A 16,000-nucleotide genomic window follows, 5' to 3' on the forward strand; every position below is an offset into this window, starting at 1 on the left:
GGATTTACTATGAAGCACCTGTTTTCATCTATTATCTTATCTGTATTATTCTCTGGTTTAACATTCGCTAGCACCGACAATACTATCGTTCAGACTACGGAACACGGTATTAAAGGAGTAATTCAAACTCACAATGATGGTAAGGACCAATCGCCAAACCTGCAAAGTGATTCCTCTCCAATTCAGTTTTCGATAACTAACAAAATGCAGGGTATAGTCTCGGCATCCATTCAATACAAGGGTAATTTTTACTTTTTATCGCTAGATCAAAATAAGAAGCTAGTTAAAATATCAGGGATTGATGCGACTAAGCAGCCACTCGTTAACACTCAAGCACTCCAAACAGATATTAAAGATATGTTACATCATGCAAAACTGAATGGAAGCGCCATCATGAAGAGCCAATCTACTCTAGACCAGCAATCGAAACTGGTGTTGCTGAAGTTCTTCGAGTTTTTATCGACCTACCCGTTAGGTGAGGCAATAGAACAAGAAGTTACTAGGGACTTTAGTGCACAAGGATGGACCGATCTTTGTCCATACATGGGTTACTCAAGAACAGCGGTTTGGGATGTTAACGATTCAAACGTAAAAACACGGAGTTATATTGTTGGCGGTCATGGTTTTTGTGCTGCTCGATGCGGTGCTGGCTGCCCAATGTTTGGCGATGGACAATACACTCAAGATTGCTTAAATCACGATGCCTGTGCTGACGTTGAAGGTGAGCAACTCGGTGTATGTAGCGATGAGTGGTCAGCAGCCTCCGATGACTTTTGGTTTTCACCTGATTGTACAACTTCACCATCCTCACTACGTTAAATATCGTATTATGTGAACGACACTTTTTGTGCAAAAAACGTGCGACTGTCATTGCGTTGCAGAAATTATCAGCTCGCGTTAATCTCATCACGACACAATAAACGTGAATGATAAATAAGGATATGTACATGTCACACAAGCAATTGAAACTTTTAGCGGTGAGCTTAGGGTTTCTCGCCCTTGCGCCTTTATTTGGTTTACTCATTGCTGAACTTAGCGTTGCAGTACTGAATTGTCGGGTTTCAGAAAGTGGTCATTCTGATTGTGTTATCGGCGGTATTGATATTGGAATGCTACTTGCCGTCTTATATACGGGTGGCTGGTTCGGTATTATTACAGTGCCAGTAGGAGGTTTGGCAGCGCTAGTCTGTTACAACAAATATCGTGATGCACAATTGAATAAAAAGCAATAAAAAAGGGGCTAAACGCCCCTTCTCTTCACATCAATTAGGTTAGATTGCTGCGTTTCTGAATTCTTTGACGAATTGCTTAACAGGCATATCGTTACAACGTAAGTTGCGAACCTGTTGGTTATTCAAACGTAGGTGATTTACGCCGTGACGAACTGCGTCTAAGCATAGCTCAGTTGCGGTATCAGTTTTTTCAGCGATTAGCTCAACTTTCTTTTCTTGCTTTTGCGAGCGCTTTGCCGCTTTCGCAAACTCACGGATATCTTCACCGTTACAATGGATGCTTGGTGAAAAGCGTGAAATAAATAGACCTAGTGAAGAAGCTTCTCTACGAGCTGCACTGAAACCTTGTTCTGCTGCAACAGCACATACTTTTGTCGCTGGTGATGCATCAGCTTGAGTGAACTCAACCTGTGAAGCAAAAGCCGTTGTAGAAACCAAAGAAACAAGACCAAAGAAAGAGAGAGATTTAAGCATAATATACCCCAATTGAACGATTCGGCGCGGATTATAATTACAATGAAGAATAAGTAAACAGCTAAATCATGCAATTTTGATTATTTAATGATCTATTCACACTAAGCTAAAATCCTCGTTATCCCCGCGCTAAACTTGTGCAAAATTTAACAACTACCAACATGCGTACCCATTCACTAAAGAAGTTATTTCCCCCAAGCGCTGACCCTCTCGTTTTTAAGTGATAAACTTTGTCAAATAACAGCAAGAATCTAAAGAGAGCGCTATGAAAATTGTTTCGTTTAATATAAACGGCCTTAGAGCTAGACTGCATCAATTACAAGCATTGATTGAAAAACACCAACCTGATGTCATTGGACTGCAAGAAATTAAAGTCCATGACGAAGCTTTTCCTGTCGACGATGTAGAAGCGCTTGGCTACCATGTTTATTTCCATGGCCAAAAGGCGCATTACGGTGTGGCACTACTCTCCAAGAAACCTGCAAAAGCGATACAAAAAGGCTTCGCAACGGATACTGATGAATCACAACGTCGCATGATCAGCGGTACGTTTGAAAGCGATTCAGGGAACGAAGTTACCGTTATGAATGGTTACTTCCCTCAAGGGGATAACATCAGCCATGAAACAAAGTTTCCGTATAAAAGACAATTTTATGCGGACCTCATGACCCATTTAAATAATTTTGCCGATCCTCAATCTAACCTTGTGGTCATGGGCGATATTAATATTTCTCCACTGGATGCAGATATTGGTATTGGTGAGCAAAACCGCAAGCGTTGGTTAAAAACAGGTAAGTGCTCGTTCCAACCTGAAGAGCGCGAATGGTTAAAAACACTGCTAGATTGGGGTTTTAAAGATACATTTAGAGAGTTAACACCTGATGCAACCGAAAAGTACTCATGGTTTGACTATCGCTCTAAAGGGTTTGATGATAATCGTGGCCTACGCATTGATGTGGTTCTAGCAACGGCTCCTTTAACTGCGAAGTGTATTGAAAGTGACATAGATTACGAATTGAGAGGAATTGATAAACCCTCAGATCACGCACCTATTTGGGCAACTTTCGACATCTAATCGCGCGCTTTTCCGCCGAGACTGTAAATTCAGTGCTCGGCATATACTAAAATCACCAACTTAAAAACTGGATAGAAACGTGACGTTTATCGCTGCCCTTGGGTTATTTTTACTCAGTTTTCATCGCAAAGAATATCAGCAATTGTTACAAGTGCCTGCCAGACAAACTGGTGTATTTAGCTGTGCAGTCGTGCTTACATTCCTTTGGCAAATAAAAGCAGGTATCCTACCTGAGTTGAACATTCATATTCTAGGAATAACCGCAGTAACGTTAATTTTGGGTTGGCGGCTAGGCGCGTTGAGTGCGACTTTGGCCTGTCTCGTCCACAGTTACTTTAGCGCTTTTACTTTGATAGAGTTCGGTAATTTTTGGCTATTCACAGCACTGCTCCCTGTTTACTTAAGCTATGGACTTTTTGCCCTTTGCTATCATCATTTACCGCGGCACTTTTTTGTTTATATTTTTGTTTGTGCATTTATTTTCGCAGGTACGGTGGGCTGTTTAAAGATACTCCTAAGCGCATTCTATTATTATGCAGTCGATGCCTATACTTGGTATCAGTTGGCGGACAATTATCTCCATTTTGCGGTGATAATGTGGTTCCCGGAAGCCATGTTGAATGGTATGGCCATCACCTTACTCATTACATATCGCCCACACTGGGTAAAAACTTTTTTTGATAGGGAATACTTAGACAAATGATCTCCCACTACCGCTGTCCACTGTGTAAACTGCCTTTATATCAGGGCGGTGCCAGCTACAGTTGCAATAATAATCATCAATTTGATATTGCCAAAGAAGGCTATGTCAACTTACTACCCGTGCAAAATAAAAAATCAAAACAACCGGGCGACAATCAGGAAATGGTTGCAGCGCGTCGGGCATTCTTCGAAACCGATCACTATCACTTTCTACGTGATAGACTTGCACAAATAGTCTCTGAAAAATTGCCAGCTACCCTACTGGATTTAGGATGTGGTGAAGGATTTTATACCCGTGAAATCGCAAACCGCTGCGAGAATGCTAAAGTCTACGGGGTCGATATCGCAAAACCTGCTGTCCGCTATGCTGCTAAACGCTATCCTCAAGTAGAGTTTAGCGTAGCCTCTATCAAAGACGCCCCTTTTGAAAATGAATTTGCAGATGTGATTGTGAGTATTTTTGCGCCAGTGTTTGCCGAGGAACTTGCCCGTCTATGCAAACCATCAGGCAGTTTGTATGTCGTCTCACCTGGTGAGCACCATCTATTCGAACTCAAGTCGCTGATTTATGATAATGTAAAGCTACACAAGGCACCTGAAACACCACAAGGGTTTGAATTGGTTGAACGAACTAAATTGCAACAAACACATAGCATGGAATTTGAGTGTGTTGAGCACTTAATCATGATGACGCCGTTTGCATGGAAATTTAAGCAACAACACATGGATAGATTACAAAAGATGGATCATATCGAAGTCACGCTCTCGTTTTTAATAAACGAATATCAGCGCAAGTAATCCAACATCAGATCACCAATTATGAGCAAATCACTGCCTACTTGCTTGGTAGGCAGGAAAACGGATCCTACAGGTTTTCTTGCGTAAACGCTTTGTCCATTTTATCGAACATATCTTTTAGCAATCGCGCTAAATCTCTGTATCTAGGCTTTCTTGAAGACAGGGGCGAATCATAACCATTAGCAACCATCTTTTGATGCAGCTCTGTATACCAAGAATACAAAGCCGGATTCAACGGCGTTTCAGCTCTTTTACCAAGCCATAATAATCCTTGGACAGGAAGCGATAAAAAGAACAAAGCAATCGCAATGGCTTGCGGAAGATATTGAAAACCCAATTGGCTGGTCTGCAAAAACAGAGTAAACACCGCCAGCATAGGCATTGTATTTAAAGCAAGTTCTGTCGCCTTGATCACCCTAAATTCAGGGAACAACGGTGCTAGCTCCTTGCGCATAGGCCACTCTTTCGAGTATTGACGTCCAAGTTGCACTTGCGAAATAAGACTTTTTTGCATCATAACTCCTAGGTGCTAACTTTTATATAAAAAATGAGGTAAAATCGACGTCTTTACTGTCAACTATACCTTAGTCTAAATGCGTAGCTTATATGCGCTATAGCTTTAAGCTTAATACGCAATAACTGTTATTGTCAAAACGGAAAGTCATTATGTCATCTCAGCATGTTTTGGTTCTTAATTGTGGAAGCTCCAGTCTTAAGTTTGCAATCATCGATAATGCAACGGGAGAGGAGATATTATCAGGTCTGGCTGAACGCCTAGCTGAACAGTCGCCACAAATTAAATATAAGTTCCAAGGCAACAAGGAAATCGTGCCCCTAAATAGTGGTGATGCGCACCAAGTTGCGATCACAACACTTGTAAAACTTATCAAAGATCTCGCGTTAGACGCAAATCTTGTCGCTGTAGGCCATCGCGTGGTACACGGCGGTGAGCGCTTCACACACTCAGTCATTATCGATGACTCCGTTATCACAGCTATCCAAGAAACGGCAAGTCTGGCGCCTTTACATAACCCAGCTAACCTACTTGGGATCCGATCAGCTCAAGCCGCATTTGCACATTTACCGCAAATCGCTGTCTTTGATACGGCTTTCCATCAAAGTATGGATCAAACAGCGTACCTTTATGCCCTACCTTATTCACTATACCGTGAACATGGTGTTAGACGTTATGGTTTCCACGGCACTAGCCATGCTTATGTATCGGCGCATGCCATCGAGATTTTAGGCTTAAAAGATAAGCCATCTCGTATTATCACTGCACACCTGGGCAATGGCTGTTCCGTTACTGCGATTAAAGACGGTAAATCGGTGGACACCAGCATGGGCTTAACTCCATTAGAAGGCCTAGTGATGGGCACCCGAAGTGGTGATATTGATCCGGGCTTGTTCTCGTTTTTAGTTAATCACCTAAACTATTCAACACAGCAAATTGACACTTTGTTGAACAAACAAAGTGGCCTTTTAGGTATTAGTGAGCTTTCTAACGATTGCCGTACGATAGAAGAAGCAGCGCAGGAGAACCATCCTCAAGCAACACTGGCGCTTGATATTTTCTGTTATCGTTTAGCCAAACAAATTGCTAGCTTCTTGGTACCACTAAACGGCTTAGATGCACTTGTATTCACTGGCGGAATTGGTGAAAACTCTGACGTTATCCGTGAAAAAGTAGTGAGCCAACTTAGCTTCCTTGGCATGCACATCAATAAGGAGCATAACCTCAACGCACGCTTTGGTAATCAAGGTGTGATCACTGATGAGTCTCACTCTCCTGTCGCTATGGTCATCCCAACCAATGAAGAGTGGGTGATTGCCAACGATGCAGCCACGCTTGCTAAAGGAGTGTAATGATGGGTCGTCGTATCATGCTTATTCCTATTTCAACGGGTGTTGGTTTGACGTCGGTGTCTGTAGGAATAGTCCGAGCACTGGAACAAAAAGCGGTAAAAGTAAACTTCTTTAAGCCGATCGCTCAACCTCGTAAAGATGAAGTCGGCCCCGAGAAGTCAACACTCATCGTTCAGCAAGGTTCAACCATTGCCCCACCCACGCCGTTTGAGCTTAGCTACGCTGAGCAAATGATAGGTGATGGTAAAGGCGATGACCTGTTAGAAGAAATAGTGGAGCGCTTTGAAGGCACAGTACAAGACGATGAAGTTGCCATTATAGAAGGAATGGTTCCCACCCGTCGTCAACCTTACGCTGGCCGTGTAAACCGCGAGATTGCGCAAACGTTAGGTGCAGATATCGTGTTTGTCTTAACGCCGGGTAATGACTCTATCGACGAGCTTGAAGACCGCTTAGAGATAGCTGCAGGCAATTATGGCGGTGTAAACCACCCTCGCGTATTGGGTTGTATATTCAATAAAGTGAATGCACCGCTGGATGAAGATGGCAGAGCGCGCGCCGATCTGGTTGATCAATACAAACCAGAAGAGCTTGAAAACGAAATGAATCGTTTAGCATCGCTACCTATTTTCAGAAAACACCCATTTCAACTTTTAGGTGCCATACCATGGGACTTTGACTTAGTTGCGCCGCGAGTTATCGACTTAAGCAATTATTTAAAAGCCGAAATCATCAATGCGGGTGATATGGAGCACCGTCGTCTGCGCCGTGTTACTTTCTGTGCAAGAACGGTATCGAACATTCTTAACCACTTTACGCCAGGTGCCCTATTGGTTACTCCTGGCGATCGTTCGGATATCTTAGTTGCAGCGTGTTTATCAGCTATGAATGGCACCAAGATTGGCGCTATCTTGTTAACTGGTGGATTCAAACCAGAAGAGAAGATCATGACCTTATGTGAGCAAGCGATGGATACCGGTCTGCCTATTCTTGCTACTGAGGCTGATACGTGGCGTACCTCGTTACTATTACATAATTTCAATATGGAAGTGCCAAGTGATGACGAGCAGCGCATCGAGCGCGTAAAACAGCACAACGCTCGCCATATCGATAGCGAGTGGCTGGAAAGTTTGGCTAAAGGGGTCGGTAAAACCCGAAAACTCTCCCCTCCTGCGTTTCGTTATCTGCTGACTGATTTAGCTAGACGTGCTAGCAAAACCATTGTGCTGCCTGAGGGTAATGAGCCTAGAACGATCAAGGCGGCGGCTATCTGCGGTGCACGAAACATTGCTAAAACCGTTCTACTTGGAGATAGAGAAGAGATTGAGCGTATCGCCCAGCAACAAGGTGTTGAGCTTAATGAAAACGTGACTATCTTATCTCCAGAAGAAGAGTTGCAAAAGTACATTGCGCCTATGGTTGAGCTACGTAAAAACAAAGGCCTAACCGAAGTTGTTGCGGCAGAGCAACTGCAAGATAACGTCGTGCTCGGCACCATGATGTTAGCCGAAGGCCAAGTTGATGGCTTAGTATCTGGTGCGGTAAATACCACCGCCAATACTATTCGTCCACCACTGCAGTTAATCAAAACGGCACCAGGCGCGTCTTTGGTAAGCTCAGTATTTTTCATGTTGCTACCGGACCAAGTGTTAGTATACGGCGACTGTGCAATTAACCCTGATCCAACGGCTGAGCAGTTAGCAGATATCGCAATTCAATCTGCAGATTCCGCTGCAGCATTCGGCATTGAGCCTCGCGTTGCCATGATCAGTTACAGCACAGGAACATCTGGACAAGGTGCAGATGTAGAAAAAGTGCGTGAAGCCACAGAGATCGCGCAAAAGAAACGCCCTGATCTCGATATTGACGGGCCGCTGCAATACGATGCCGCCATTATGGAAAATGTCGCACGTAAAAAAGCGCCAAACAGCAAAGTCGCTGGTAAAGCAACAGTATTTGTCTTCCCAGATCTAAATACAGGTAACACCACATATAAAGCGGTGCAGCGAAGTGCTGAACTTGTTAGCATCGGGCCTATGTTACAAGGTATGCGTAAGCCAGTTAACGACTTAAGCCGCGGGGCTTTGGTTGATGACATTGTATACACCATAGCCTTAACTGCTATTCAGGCAACACAAATCGAAGAATAGTCTTCACACTAAGGGCTCAATGCGTGAGCCCTTTTCTTTATTACCTCACTAATCCTTTCTTTTGCCCAGAATTCGGGTGAACCCTCTGGTCTTTAAATTGACTTAGCTATACTATGAATTATACCAATTGGTATTTTTCCAAAAACAAGGGTTGGTAATGTCAAAGCAAACGCTGCAATTGCTCAAACAAGAATTTACAATACATAGCTTGGATTGCGATGACGCTGTTCCACAAGCAGTGTTAAACAGTAAAATCTTTTTTATTGCCAAAACTGAGGATGAGCTCTCTATCGTTTGCGCGTCAGATATCGCAGTCAGTAGCCTCGCGGCTGAAAGTCATTGGAGAGCATTGGAAGTCGTGGGCCCGCTGGGGTTTTCGCTTACAGGCATTATGGCTAATATTTCTGGTGTGCTAGCAAAGTCCAACGTCTCTATTTTTACGTTATCAACGTACGATACCGATTACATCCTAGTAAAAGAAAGCCAAATCCAGCAAGCGATGCAAGCACTTAAAAAAGATGGATATTTATTACTTTGATTGAACTCTCACCACCTATCCAATATCGGCCAATATCCCAAATCGCAAACCCTATTGCGCATATTCCAAGTCCCTTTTCTGGTAAAGTCTTACCGCTAAGTGCGCACCCAAACGCGGCGATTGCGTCAGGAATGTTAGGGATTGGTGTTTGTGTACAAATGCGCGTGCCTTTGTTGCTATCTCCTTGTAACGGAAAACTAATTCAGATCAGAAAAAATAACTGTGAATACATTCTACACGCCCATAACGGCTTAAAAATGTTGCTGAGCTTAGAAGTCGGCAATGAGTTTGCCAAACCCGAATATCTCAAAGCAAACAGCTTTGGCAAAACCACGATAAAGCTTGGAGAGCCGCTATGCTTTTTTGATATTCCACTCAGTGAAGCAAAAACCATGGCCGCTATTGTGCTACTCAATGCACAAAAGCTTGGTGCGTGTTATTATCCTTTAAAACAAGTATCTGCGGCCAAAGAGCCGATAATCACAATTGCAAGGGCGTGTGCTTTATGACAATCACCATGTATGGGATCAGCAACTGCGATACCATTAAAAAAGCCAAAAAATATCTTCAAGACAACAATATCGAATTCACTTTTCACGACTACCGCAAAGATGGATTAGACGAAGCTCTACTCACTACTTTTATTGACCAACTTGGCTGGGAAAACGTGTTAAACAAACGCGGGACCACATACCGAGCGCTTAGCGAAGAACAAAAACAAAATCTCGATGCGCAGTCAGCGAAACAACACCTTTTGGCGGCACCAGCCATGATAAAGCGCCCTATTTTGCAGTACCAAGGTCAATATCACTTGGGTTTTAAAGCTGCGCAGTATGATGAGATTTTTGCCTAATGAGCGAAGTAGTTAAGCTCGCTCAAGCTCTGATCCAAAGGGCTTCTGTTACACCTGATGATGCTGGTTGCCAACAATTAATGAATGAACGCCTAGCAAAGCTTGGCTTTACCATCGAAGAACACTTCTTTGTTGATACCCTCAACACATGGGCACGAAAAGGCGACAGCGGACCACATTTTTGCTTTGCTGGACACACTGATGTAGTACCGGTTGGCGACGAGAGTCAATGGCAACACCCGCCATTTGCTGCAGTGATTGAAAATGACATGTTGCATGGCCGTGGAGCTGCTGACATGAAAGGCTCACTTGCAGCTATGATCGTGGCAACGGAACGGTTCATCGAAAAACACCCCAACCACAAAGGGTCACTATCTTTTTTGATAACCTCTGATGAGGAAGGCCCTTTCGTGAACGGCACAACTCGAGTTGTAGATTTATTAGAAGCCCGCAACGAAAAAATTGATATGTGCTTAGTCGGTGAACCTTCATCGCGCCATAAACTTGGCGACGTAGTAAAAAATGGTCGCCGCGGTTCACTCACAGGACACCTAAAAGTGATTGGAAAACAAGGTCACGTAGCTTACCCTCACCTTGCTAAAAACCCCATTCACTTGTCTGCGGCGGCGATTGCTGAACTCAGTCAGACCGAGTGGGATCAAGGGAATGCATTTTTCCCCGCAACAAGCTTCCAAGTGTCCAATATCAATGGCGGAACGGGGGCTGGTAATGTGATACCAGGTTCCCTGCAAGTACAGTTTAACTTTCGCTTTAGCACCGAAGTTACAGCCGATGAGCTCAAACAACGTGTTATTGCTATTCTAGACAAGCATCAACTTGATTATGAACTTAATTGGATATTGAATGGCTTACCGTTTTTAACTGAACCAGGTCCGTTGCTCGATGTGACGATTGCAGCCATCAAAGAAGTGACGGGAAGGCAAACCACACCAGAAACTTCAGGTGGCACATCGGATGGCCGGTTTATTGCCCAAACGGGATGTAAGGTAATTGAGCTTGGCCCAATTAATGCCACAATCCATCAAGTCGATGAATGCGTGAGCAGCAAAGACCTAGATCAATTAGCCTTAATCTATGAAAAGATCTTGGAGAAGTTACTTGCCTAGCAACTATATGCTTACAAGCGCTGAATGTAGCGCTTGTGGCGTCAACGAATCACATCTGGTGTTTTACCATGGTCGCCACGTGCATAGCGCAATAGTTTCCGATCTCAATGACCTCTCTAAAGCTGCGAAAAAGGCAGGTTTTGAGTTTTACATGGCGTCCGCATATCGAGGATTTGAAAGGCAAAAAGCGATTTGGAATAGCAAGTTTGCAATGCGCCGTCCTGTTTTTGGTATCACTAATCAAGAGATAGAACTGAGTAACCTCTCAGACATCGACAAAGTAAAAGCAATTATGTTGTTCTCCGCCCTACCTGGTGCTAGTCGCCACCATTTGGGCACTGATCTGGATGTGTTCGCCAAAAACCTTGTACCAGCAGGGCAATCACTACAACTGGAACCGTGGGAATACCAGAAAGATGGACATCAGCACAAATTTTCGCTGTGGCTTGATGCGCATTTAGCAACTTTTGGTTTCTATCGGCCTTATGATTGTTACCGAGGGGGAGTTGCTGCGGAGCCTTGGCATATTAGCCACCAGCTAACGGCATCAAAACTTGCCTCGCTGCAATCCGTTGACGCGATTGGTGCAGTGCTTAAACGCAGCGATATCAAAGGTAAAGACGCAATACTGACGAATCTCAGCGCACTACATCAGCAATTTATCACCAATGTAGCGCAGCCATAACAACTAACCCGACCTTAAGTTACTTAGACTAGAAACGAAAGGTTATTTGCTTTTGTCGTGAATAGCATCAAGTCTTGCCAGTAGACTTGAGGTATCAAAACGGTTGCCGCCAAGCGCTTGAACATCCGCATAATATTGATCCACTAAAGCTGTAAGCGCCAAATTTGCGCCGTTACTTCTTGACTCGTCTAGCGCAATGCCTAAATCTTTTCTCATCCAATCGACTGCAAAACCAAAGTCATATTCGCCTGCTAACATGGTTTTATAACGATTCTCCATTTGCCAAGAGCCAGCCGCACCCTTGGCAATCGTTTCAATCACCTTTTCACCATCAAGACCCGCTTTTTTAGCAAAGTGCAAGCCTTCTGCGAGCCCTTGCACCACACCCGCGATACAGATTTGATTAACCATTTTACAAAGCTGCCCAGCACCCACTTCTCCAATTAATTGGCTAAAGCGAGCAAACGCGGCCATGATTGGTTGTGCTTTTGCAAACGTACTTTCGTCTCCGCCAACCATTACCGTCAACACGCCATTCTCTGCACCAGCCTGGCCTCCAGATACAGGAGCATCTAGAAATTCAACTTTTAATTTCTTGGCTTCTTGCGCTATTTCACGGGCAACTTTTGCAGATGTTGTAGTATGATCAATTATCACCGCTCCCGGCTTCACTCCCGCTAATACACCACTTTCGCCATATACGACTGAGCGTAAATCGTCATCATTGCCAACACACATAAACACAAAATCACAGTCAGTCGCTGCGTCTTTAGGTGTAACTGCAAAGTTGCCAGCATACTCCTCGGCCCATTTTTCGGCTTTGCTGGTAGTACGATTATATACCGTGACTTGGTGACCCGCTTTTTGCAAATGCCCAGCCATTGGATACCCCATGACGCCTAATCCTATAAATGCGACTTTCACTGACATATTTCTGTCCTATTTCGTTGTTATCTTAATAAGAATGGAGTTTTTATACCCGAGCACCTCTGTCATAGCAAATGAAAAAACCGCTTTGATACCGAATAACATGAATAAATCACACGGAGCCTGAAAGGATGGAGAATATTTATCGTTTTAGTGCACAACTTATTGATGGCCAAGTTTTGCCATTACAGTCTCTGGCGGGAAGACCGTTATTGATCGTTAACATTGCGAGTAAATGTAGCTTTGCGCCACAACTTTCTGCACTTGAAAAGCTATACAGCAAATACAAACCTTTTGGATTTGAGGTATTGGCCTTTCCTTGCAATCAGTTTGGTCGCAACGAGCCACTTGAAGATGAAATGCTTAAAGAGTTTTACAATACACATTTCAATTTAAGCTTTAAGATCTGTACTAAAACACAAGTCAACGGACCTGATGCACATCCATTGTTTAGCTACTTAAAATCTCATACCCGTGGTATCGCGCAAAACCGTGCAATTAAATGGAATTTTACCAAGTTTCTAATAAACTCAGAAGGCATGCTAGTATCTAGATATGCCCCAAGAACTAAACCAGAAACGCTTAAATCAGTGATAGAGAGCCACATTAATCATGAGAATCGCCCTATTCAGCTCGCAAAACTATGAAGTGCCATTTTTTGAGCAAGCTGTAAATGTTTACTCAGAACTTGAAATAAGCTTTATTAGCGAGTCACTCAATGAAAACACAGTTTCACTTTGTCAGCACTATGACGCGGTTTGTGTATTTGTAAACGATTCTGTAAATGCGCAAGTGATTGATAAACTCGCTGACTATGGTGTTAAATTCATCGCCCTACGCTGCGCAGGTTTCAATAACGTTGATATTCGACAAGCAAAGCTGCGTGGTATAAATGTTGTCCGTGTGCCAGCCTACAGTCCTGAAGCGGTTGCAGAGCACTGTATCGCGTTAATGCTAACGCTCAGCCGCAAAACTCATAAGGCCTATAATCGAGTTCGAGAAGATAACTTTGATCTCAACGGTTTACTAGGTTTTAATATTTATAATAAAACGGTCGGTATCATCGGTTGTGGCAAAATTGGGCAAGCATTGGTCAGTATCTTGAACGGCTTTGGTGCCAATGTATTAGTTTATGACCCAAACGTTGGAGAAGGCCCCTACACTTTGGTCTCTCTAGATATCTTACTAGCACAATCGGATATTATTAGTCTGCACTGTCCGCTTAATGAAAATACCCATCATATTATCGATGATGCTGCGTTTGCCAAAATGAAAGCGGGTGTGATGCTTATTAACACCAGTAGAGGCGCCCTGTTAGATAGCAAAGCCTGTATCGCCGCGCTCAAGTCTAAACAACTCGGTTATCTCGGCTTAGATGTGTATGAACAAGAGTCAGAGCTATTTTTTAAAAACCATAGTGAAGAAATAATTCAAGATGATGTTTTCTCGCGTTTGGTTAGCTTCCCCAACGTACTAGTTACAGGGCATCAAGGCTTCTTTACCAAAGAAGCACTAAAACAAATTGCAACAATAACCTGTGAAAACCTCGACGCAGCAAGACTGGAAAAGCCGTTGATAAACCAAGTAATCTAATTTCAGAACCAAAAAAAAGAGCATATCAATCATGATGTGCTCTTTTGGTTACTTCAAAGTCGGGGGAAGTAATTTGATTTATGCTTTGCTCTTCAATTCAGCCGTAACCTGAGCTAAACCTACTTCTGAAATTCTCATCGTGATCTCTTTTTGCTTAGCACTCAATAAAGAAATACCTTCAGCAACCATGTCATAGACTTTCCAACTGCCGTCTTTGCTTTGGCGAAACTTAAAATGCATATCAATATCCGGTTTTGATTGCTCTTTTATTACCACCTTGACTGTGGCAAAATCAGCGCCGTCAGAAACTGGTAATTCTTCAAACAATACATCTTGACCTTTATACTGCAAAAGTGCATTGGCATAGGTGGCTACAAGATACTTATCTACTGCATTGATAAATTCAATCGCTTCATCTCGCTTTAACCCTTTGATGTGTTTGCCAAGTAATTTAAAAGATACAAACTTGACATCTATGTGCGGCATTAAACGGCTACGTACAATGCCTTTCATCTGAGTTTCCGTCGCCTTGCCATCTTGATTAACCGTTTTTATGTCGGCAAATAGTTTATCGCCAACGTGATTAATTAACTCGTAAGGCGTGTCATTCGCAGAAGCGAAGCCTGAGAAAATGAGAAAACTGAAAATAACGAGTAACTTTTTCATTGTTTAATCCTTATTAAACTGATGACACTAGTCTATCCAATTTGACGAGTGCAAATAAACATACCAATCTGCACCAAATTAATGCCTAACCGACATCAATTAACGCAATGTAAAATAGAGGCTCACGATGACAACCGCTTTTTATAAAGTCAGAAATAAAAGGCGTATTACTGTTATGACAAGGCCTACGGGAAGTATACGGGGATCAAACGACGAAAAATGTCAGAAATTGTATCAATTTATTTGCTCGCTGAGCTTGGCGATTGCAGCCAAGCTCACGATTATTGCGTGAAGGGGATAAATTACCGTTGTTGCTGGAGGCTAGCGTTCCATATCTGCCACAAAAAACGCGATATTATCGCAGCTTCCCAGTTTTTCCAGTGTTTCTATTATCGCATCATGCTGCGGCGAAATTGACTCAAGTTGCTGCAAAGTGATTTCATTTTTTTCAAGCTTTTCTGCAAGCGCGTTTCCAATAAATGCCATTCTTTGCTGTGCACAGACGCTATTTGAAAGCCAGCTGCCGCATAAGGAAACAATTCCTATATTGGGGGCTTTCTTCATCAATATATGCTGTTCAATGGCTGGCAACCCAGCTAGGCAGCTGACGCGGCCACAAAATGTCAAGTGCGCAATCAGTTGCTGAGTATGTGTGCCCGTCACGTCCAACGCACCTTGTACCTCTGCGGCACCAAAGTGAAGCTGCAACGCATCAGCCAAACCCGCAAAGTCAGGATGACAATACACCAGATCCGCGCCTAGTTTCTCAAGCAGCTTTTTATGCTTAGATTCAGAACATGCCGCAACGCCCAAACCCAACTGTTTTGCAAATTGTATCGCCATTTGACCAACTGGGTGATGAGCCGATTCGATTAAGACCGTATCCCCAGCATTTAACTGCAGTTTGAAAAGAGCTATTAACGCGCACATTGCTGGAGCAATTGAAGCTGCGGCCAGTTTTCCATCGACGTTTGTTGGCAAGACAGTAAGTGCATGACTTGGCACCAAGGCAAATTCACTCATCGTACCATGCTCTCGAATATCGCCGTGCCAGAATACTCGAGTTCCCGGCTCTGGAAACCCTGTTTTACATGCTTTTTCCACAATACCCACAGCGTCCACGCCAAACACTCTGTTTGGTGTTTCTTCACAGGGACAATTGGCCACCTTTGTATCGATAAAGCTTAAACCAACGTATTCAACTTTGACCAAAACCTGATCATCCGTTGCTTCAGGCAAATTAATTTCTCCCTGCTCGAAGGTAAGTCCATTTGTGTGATTGAATCGGACTGCTTTCATCATATACCTTAACTT

The 16,000-nt window shown here is 43.4% G+C and carries 19 protein-coding genes; 14 read left to right on the top strand and 5 right to left on the bottom strand.

Going from position 1 to position 16,000, the window contains the following annotated elements; translation table 11 throughout:
* A partial coding sequence (locus L1D50_RS13850; protein WP_239966238.1) for a hypothetical protein occupies positions 1-819 on the top strand: 819 nt, incomplete at its 5' end.
* Positions 820-947: 128 nt separating this feature from the next.
* A complete protein-coding gene (locus L1D50_RS13855; protein WP_128728313.1) occupies positions 948-1,232 on the top strand; it encodes a hypothetical protein in 285 nt (94 codons plus the stop codon).
* A gap of 39 nt (positions 1,233-1,271) precedes the next feature.
* On the opposite strand, the gene L1D50_RS13860 is transcribed toward L1D50_RS13855, so the two are convergent.
* Positions 1,272-1,706, bottom strand: a complete 435-nt coding sequence (locus L1D50_RS13860; protein WP_128728314.1) for an exonuclease III — start codon at positions 1,704-1,706, stop codon at positions 1,272-1,274.
* Between the two features lie 265 nt (positions 1,707-1,971).
* Between L1D50_RS13860 and xthA the strand changes: the two genes are divergently transcribed.
* The 3 genes from xthA to rlmA all read left to right on the top strand — a co-directional run bounded on the left by xthA (position 1,972) and on the right by rlmA (position 4,281).
* Entirely contained in the window at positions 1,972-2,781 is an 810-nt protein-coding gene (xthA, locus tag L1D50_RS13865; protein ID WP_128728315.1) for an exodeoxyribonuclease III, read from the top strand.
* A gap of 79 nt (positions 2,782-2,860) precedes the next feature.
* The gene (locus L1D50_RS13870; RefSeq protein WP_239966239.1) at positions 2,861-3,484 is read left to right on the top strand and encodes an energy-coupling factor ABC transporter permease; all 624 of its coding nucleotides are present in this window, start codon (positions 2,861-2,863) and stop codon (positions 3,482-3,484) included.
* Positions 3,481-4,281 carry a 23S rRNA (guanine(745)-N(1))-methyltransferase gene (gene rlmA, locus L1D50_RS13875; RefSeq protein WP_128728317.1) on the top strand — a complete coding sequence of 267 codons (801 nt, stop codon included), beginning with the start codon at positions 3,481-3,483 and terminating at the stop codon, positions 4,279-4,281. Before L1D50_RS13870 ends, rlmA begins: the two co-directional genes overlap by 4 nt.
* Before the next feature lie 67 nt (positions 4,282-4,348).
* Here rlmA and yfbV read toward each other — a convergent pair whose 3' ends face one another.
* Positions 4,349-4,795: a terminus macrodomain insulation protein YfbV gene (gene yfbV, locus L1D50_RS13880; protein ID WP_039497434.1), complete on the bottom strand. Its 447-nt coding sequence runs from the start codon at positions 4,793-4,795 to the stop codon at positions 4,349-4,351.
* Positions 4,796-4,947: 152 nt separating this feature from the next.
* Between yfbV and L1D50_RS13885 the strand changes: the two genes are divergently transcribed.
* The 7 genes from L1D50_RS13885 to L1D50_RS13915 all read left to right on the top strand — a co-directional run bounded on the left by L1D50_RS13885 (position 4,948) and on the right by L1D50_RS13915 (position 11,500).
* Positions 4,948-6,147 (top strand): acetate kinase, encoded by a 1,200-nt coding sequence (locus L1D50_RS13885; protein WP_239966240.1) that lies wholly within the window; start codon positions 4,948-4,950, stop codon positions 6,145-6,147.
* Positions 6,148-6,149: 2 nt separating this feature from the next.
* A complete protein-coding gene (gene pta, locus L1D50_RS13890; protein WP_193554588.1) occupies positions 6,150-8,297 on the top strand; it encodes a phosphate acetyltransferase in 2,148 nt (715 codons plus the stop codon).
* Positions 8,298-8,454: 157 nt separating this feature from the next.
* Positions 8,455-8,835 carry an ACT domain-containing protein gene (locus L1D50_RS13895; protein WP_010373910.1) on the top strand — a complete coding sequence of 127 codons (381 nt, stop codon included), beginning with the start codon at positions 8,455-8,457 and terminating at the stop codon, positions 8,833-8,835.
* Positions 8,832-9,344, top strand: coding sequence for a PTS glucose transporter subunit IIA (locus L1D50_RS13900; RefSeq protein WP_128728320.1), 513 nt, complete (start codon positions 8,832-8,834; stop codon positions 9,342-9,344). Before L1D50_RS13895 ends, L1D50_RS13900 begins: the two co-directional genes overlap by 4 nt.
* Entirely contained in the window at positions 9,341-9,688 is a 348-nt protein-coding gene (locus L1D50_RS13905; RefSeq protein ID WP_128728321.1) for an ArsC family reductase, read from the top strand. Before L1D50_RS13900 ends, L1D50_RS13905 begins: the two co-directional genes overlap by 4 nt.
* Positions 9,688-10,815 (top strand): succinyl-diaminopimelate desuccinylase, encoded by a 1,128-nt coding sequence (dapE, locus tag L1D50_RS13910; protein ID WP_239966241.1) that lies wholly within the window; start codon positions 9,688-9,690, stop codon positions 10,813-10,815. Before L1D50_RS13905 ends, dapE begins: the two co-directional genes overlap by 1 nt.
* On the top strand, positions 10,808-11,500 hold the full coding sequence (locus L1D50_RS13915) for a M15 family metallopeptidase (RefSeq protein WP_138523216.1): 693 nt from the start codon (positions 10,808-10,810) through the stop codon (positions 11,498-11,500). Before dapE ends, L1D50_RS13915 begins: the two co-directional genes overlap by 8 nt.
* A gap of 42 nt (positions 11,501-11,542) precedes the next feature.
* On the opposite strand, the gene L1D50_RS13920 is transcribed toward L1D50_RS13915, so the two are convergent.
* Positions 11,543-12,430 carry an NAD(P)-dependent oxidoreductase gene (locus L1D50_RS13920; protein ID WP_138522311.1) on the bottom strand — a complete coding sequence of 296 codons (888 nt, stop codon included), beginning with the start codon at positions 12,428-12,430 and terminating at the stop codon, positions 11,543-11,545.
* 128 nt (positions 12,431-12,558) lie between these two features.
* Here L1D50_RS13920 and L1D50_RS13925 point away from each other — a divergent pair, with 128 nt between their 5' ends.
* Both L1D50_RS13925 and L1D50_RS13930 read left to right on the top strand, forming a co-directional pair.
* Positions 12,559-13,074 carry a glutathione peroxidase gene (locus L1D50_RS13925; RefSeq protein WP_128728325.1) on the top strand — a complete coding sequence of 172 codons (516 nt, stop codon included), beginning with the start codon at positions 12,559-12,561 and terminating at the stop codon, positions 13,072-13,074.
* Positions 13,040-14,020 carry a 2-hydroxyacid dehydrogenase gene (locus L1D50_RS13930; protein WP_128728326.1) on the top strand — a complete coding sequence of 327 codons (981 nt, stop codon included), beginning with the start codon at positions 13,040-13,042 and terminating at the stop codon, positions 14,018-14,020. Before L1D50_RS13925 ends, L1D50_RS13930 begins: the two co-directional genes overlap by 35 nt.
* A gap of 78 nt (positions 14,021-14,098) precedes the next feature.
* On the opposite strand, the gene L1D50_RS13935 is transcribed toward L1D50_RS13930, so the two are convergent.
* Together L1D50_RS13935 and L1D50_RS13940 are read right to left on the bottom strand one after the other, a co-directional pair.
* Positions 14,099-14,686 carry an ABC transporter substrate-binding protein gene (locus L1D50_RS13935; RefSeq protein WP_128728327.1) on the bottom strand — a complete coding sequence of 196 codons (588 nt, stop codon included), beginning with the start codon at positions 14,684-14,686 and terminating at the stop codon, positions 14,099-14,101.
* 321 nt (positions 14,687-15,007) lie between these two features.
* A partial coding sequence (locus L1D50_RS13940; protein ID WP_239966242.1) for a zinc-binding dehydrogenase occupies positions 15,008-16,000 on the bottom strand: 993 nt, incomplete at its 5' end.

The sequence above is a fragment of the Pseudoalteromonas sp. Isolate6 genome (assembly GCF_022398435.1).
Classification (GTDB): domain Bacteria; phylum Pseudomonadota; class Gammaproteobacteria; order Enterobacterales; family Alteromonadaceae; genus Pseudoalteromonas; species Pseudoalteromonas galatheae.

What these genes read in the sequence shown, in the direction of transcription:
- L1D50_RS13855 (WP_128728313.1), top strand. Translation starts at nt 948, where the DNA reads ATGTCACACAAGCAATTGAAACTTTTAGCGGTGAGCTTAGGGTTTCTC.
- L1D50_RS13860 (WP_128728314.1), bottom strand. Translation starts at nt 1,706, where the DNA reads ATGCTTAAATCTCTCTCTTTCTTTGGTCTTGTTTCTTTGGTTTCTACA.
- xthA (WP_128728315.1), top strand. Translation starts at nt 1,972, where the DNA reads ATGAAAATTGTTTCGTTTAATATAAACGGCCTTAGAGCTAGACTGCAT.
- rlmA (WP_128728317.1), top strand. Translation starts at nt 3,481, where the DNA reads ATGATCTCCCACTACCGCTGTCCACTGTGTAAACTGCCTTTATATCAG.
- yfbV (WP_039497434.1), bottom strand. Translation starts at nt 4,795, where the DNA reads ATGCAAAAAAGTCTTATTTCGCAAGTGCAACTTGGACGTCAATACTCG.
- L1D50_RS13885 (WP_239966240.1), top strand. Translation starts at nt 4,948, where the DNA reads ATGTCATCTCAGCATGTTTTGGTTCTTAATTGTGGAAGCTCCAGTCTT.
- pta (WP_193554588.1), top strand. Translation starts at nt 6,150, where the DNA reads ATGGGTCGTCGTATCATGCTTATTCCTATTTCAACGGGTGTTGGTTTG.
- L1D50_RS13895 (WP_010373910.1), top strand. Translation starts at nt 8,455, where the DNA reads ATGTCAAAGCAAACGCTGCAATTGCTCAAACAAGAATTTACAATACAT.
- L1D50_RS13905 (WP_128728321.1), top strand. Translation starts at nt 9,341, where the DNA reads ATGACAATCACCATGTATGGGATCAGCAACTGCGATACCATTAAAAAA.
- dapE (WP_239966241.1), top strand. Translation starts at nt 9,688, where the DNA reads ATGAGCGAAGTAGTTAAGCTCGCTCAAGCTCTGATCCAAAGGGCTTCT.
- L1D50_RS13920 (WP_138522311.1), bottom strand. Translation starts at nt 12,430, where the DNA reads ATGTCAGTGAAAGTCGCATTTATAGGATTAGGCGTCATGGGGTATCCA.
- L1D50_RS13925 (WP_128728325.1), top strand. Translation starts at nt 12,559, where the DNA reads ATGGAGAATATTTATCGTTTTAGTGCACAACTTATTGATGGCCAAGTT.
- L1D50_RS13930 (WP_128728326.1), top strand. Translation starts at nt 13,040, where the DNA reads ATGAGAATCGCCCTATTCAGCTCGCAAAACTATGAAGTGCCATTTTTT.
- L1D50_RS13935 (WP_128728327.1), bottom strand. Translation starts at nt 14,686, where the DNA reads ATGAAAAAGTTACTCGTTATTTTCAGTTTTCTCATTTTCTCAGGCTTC.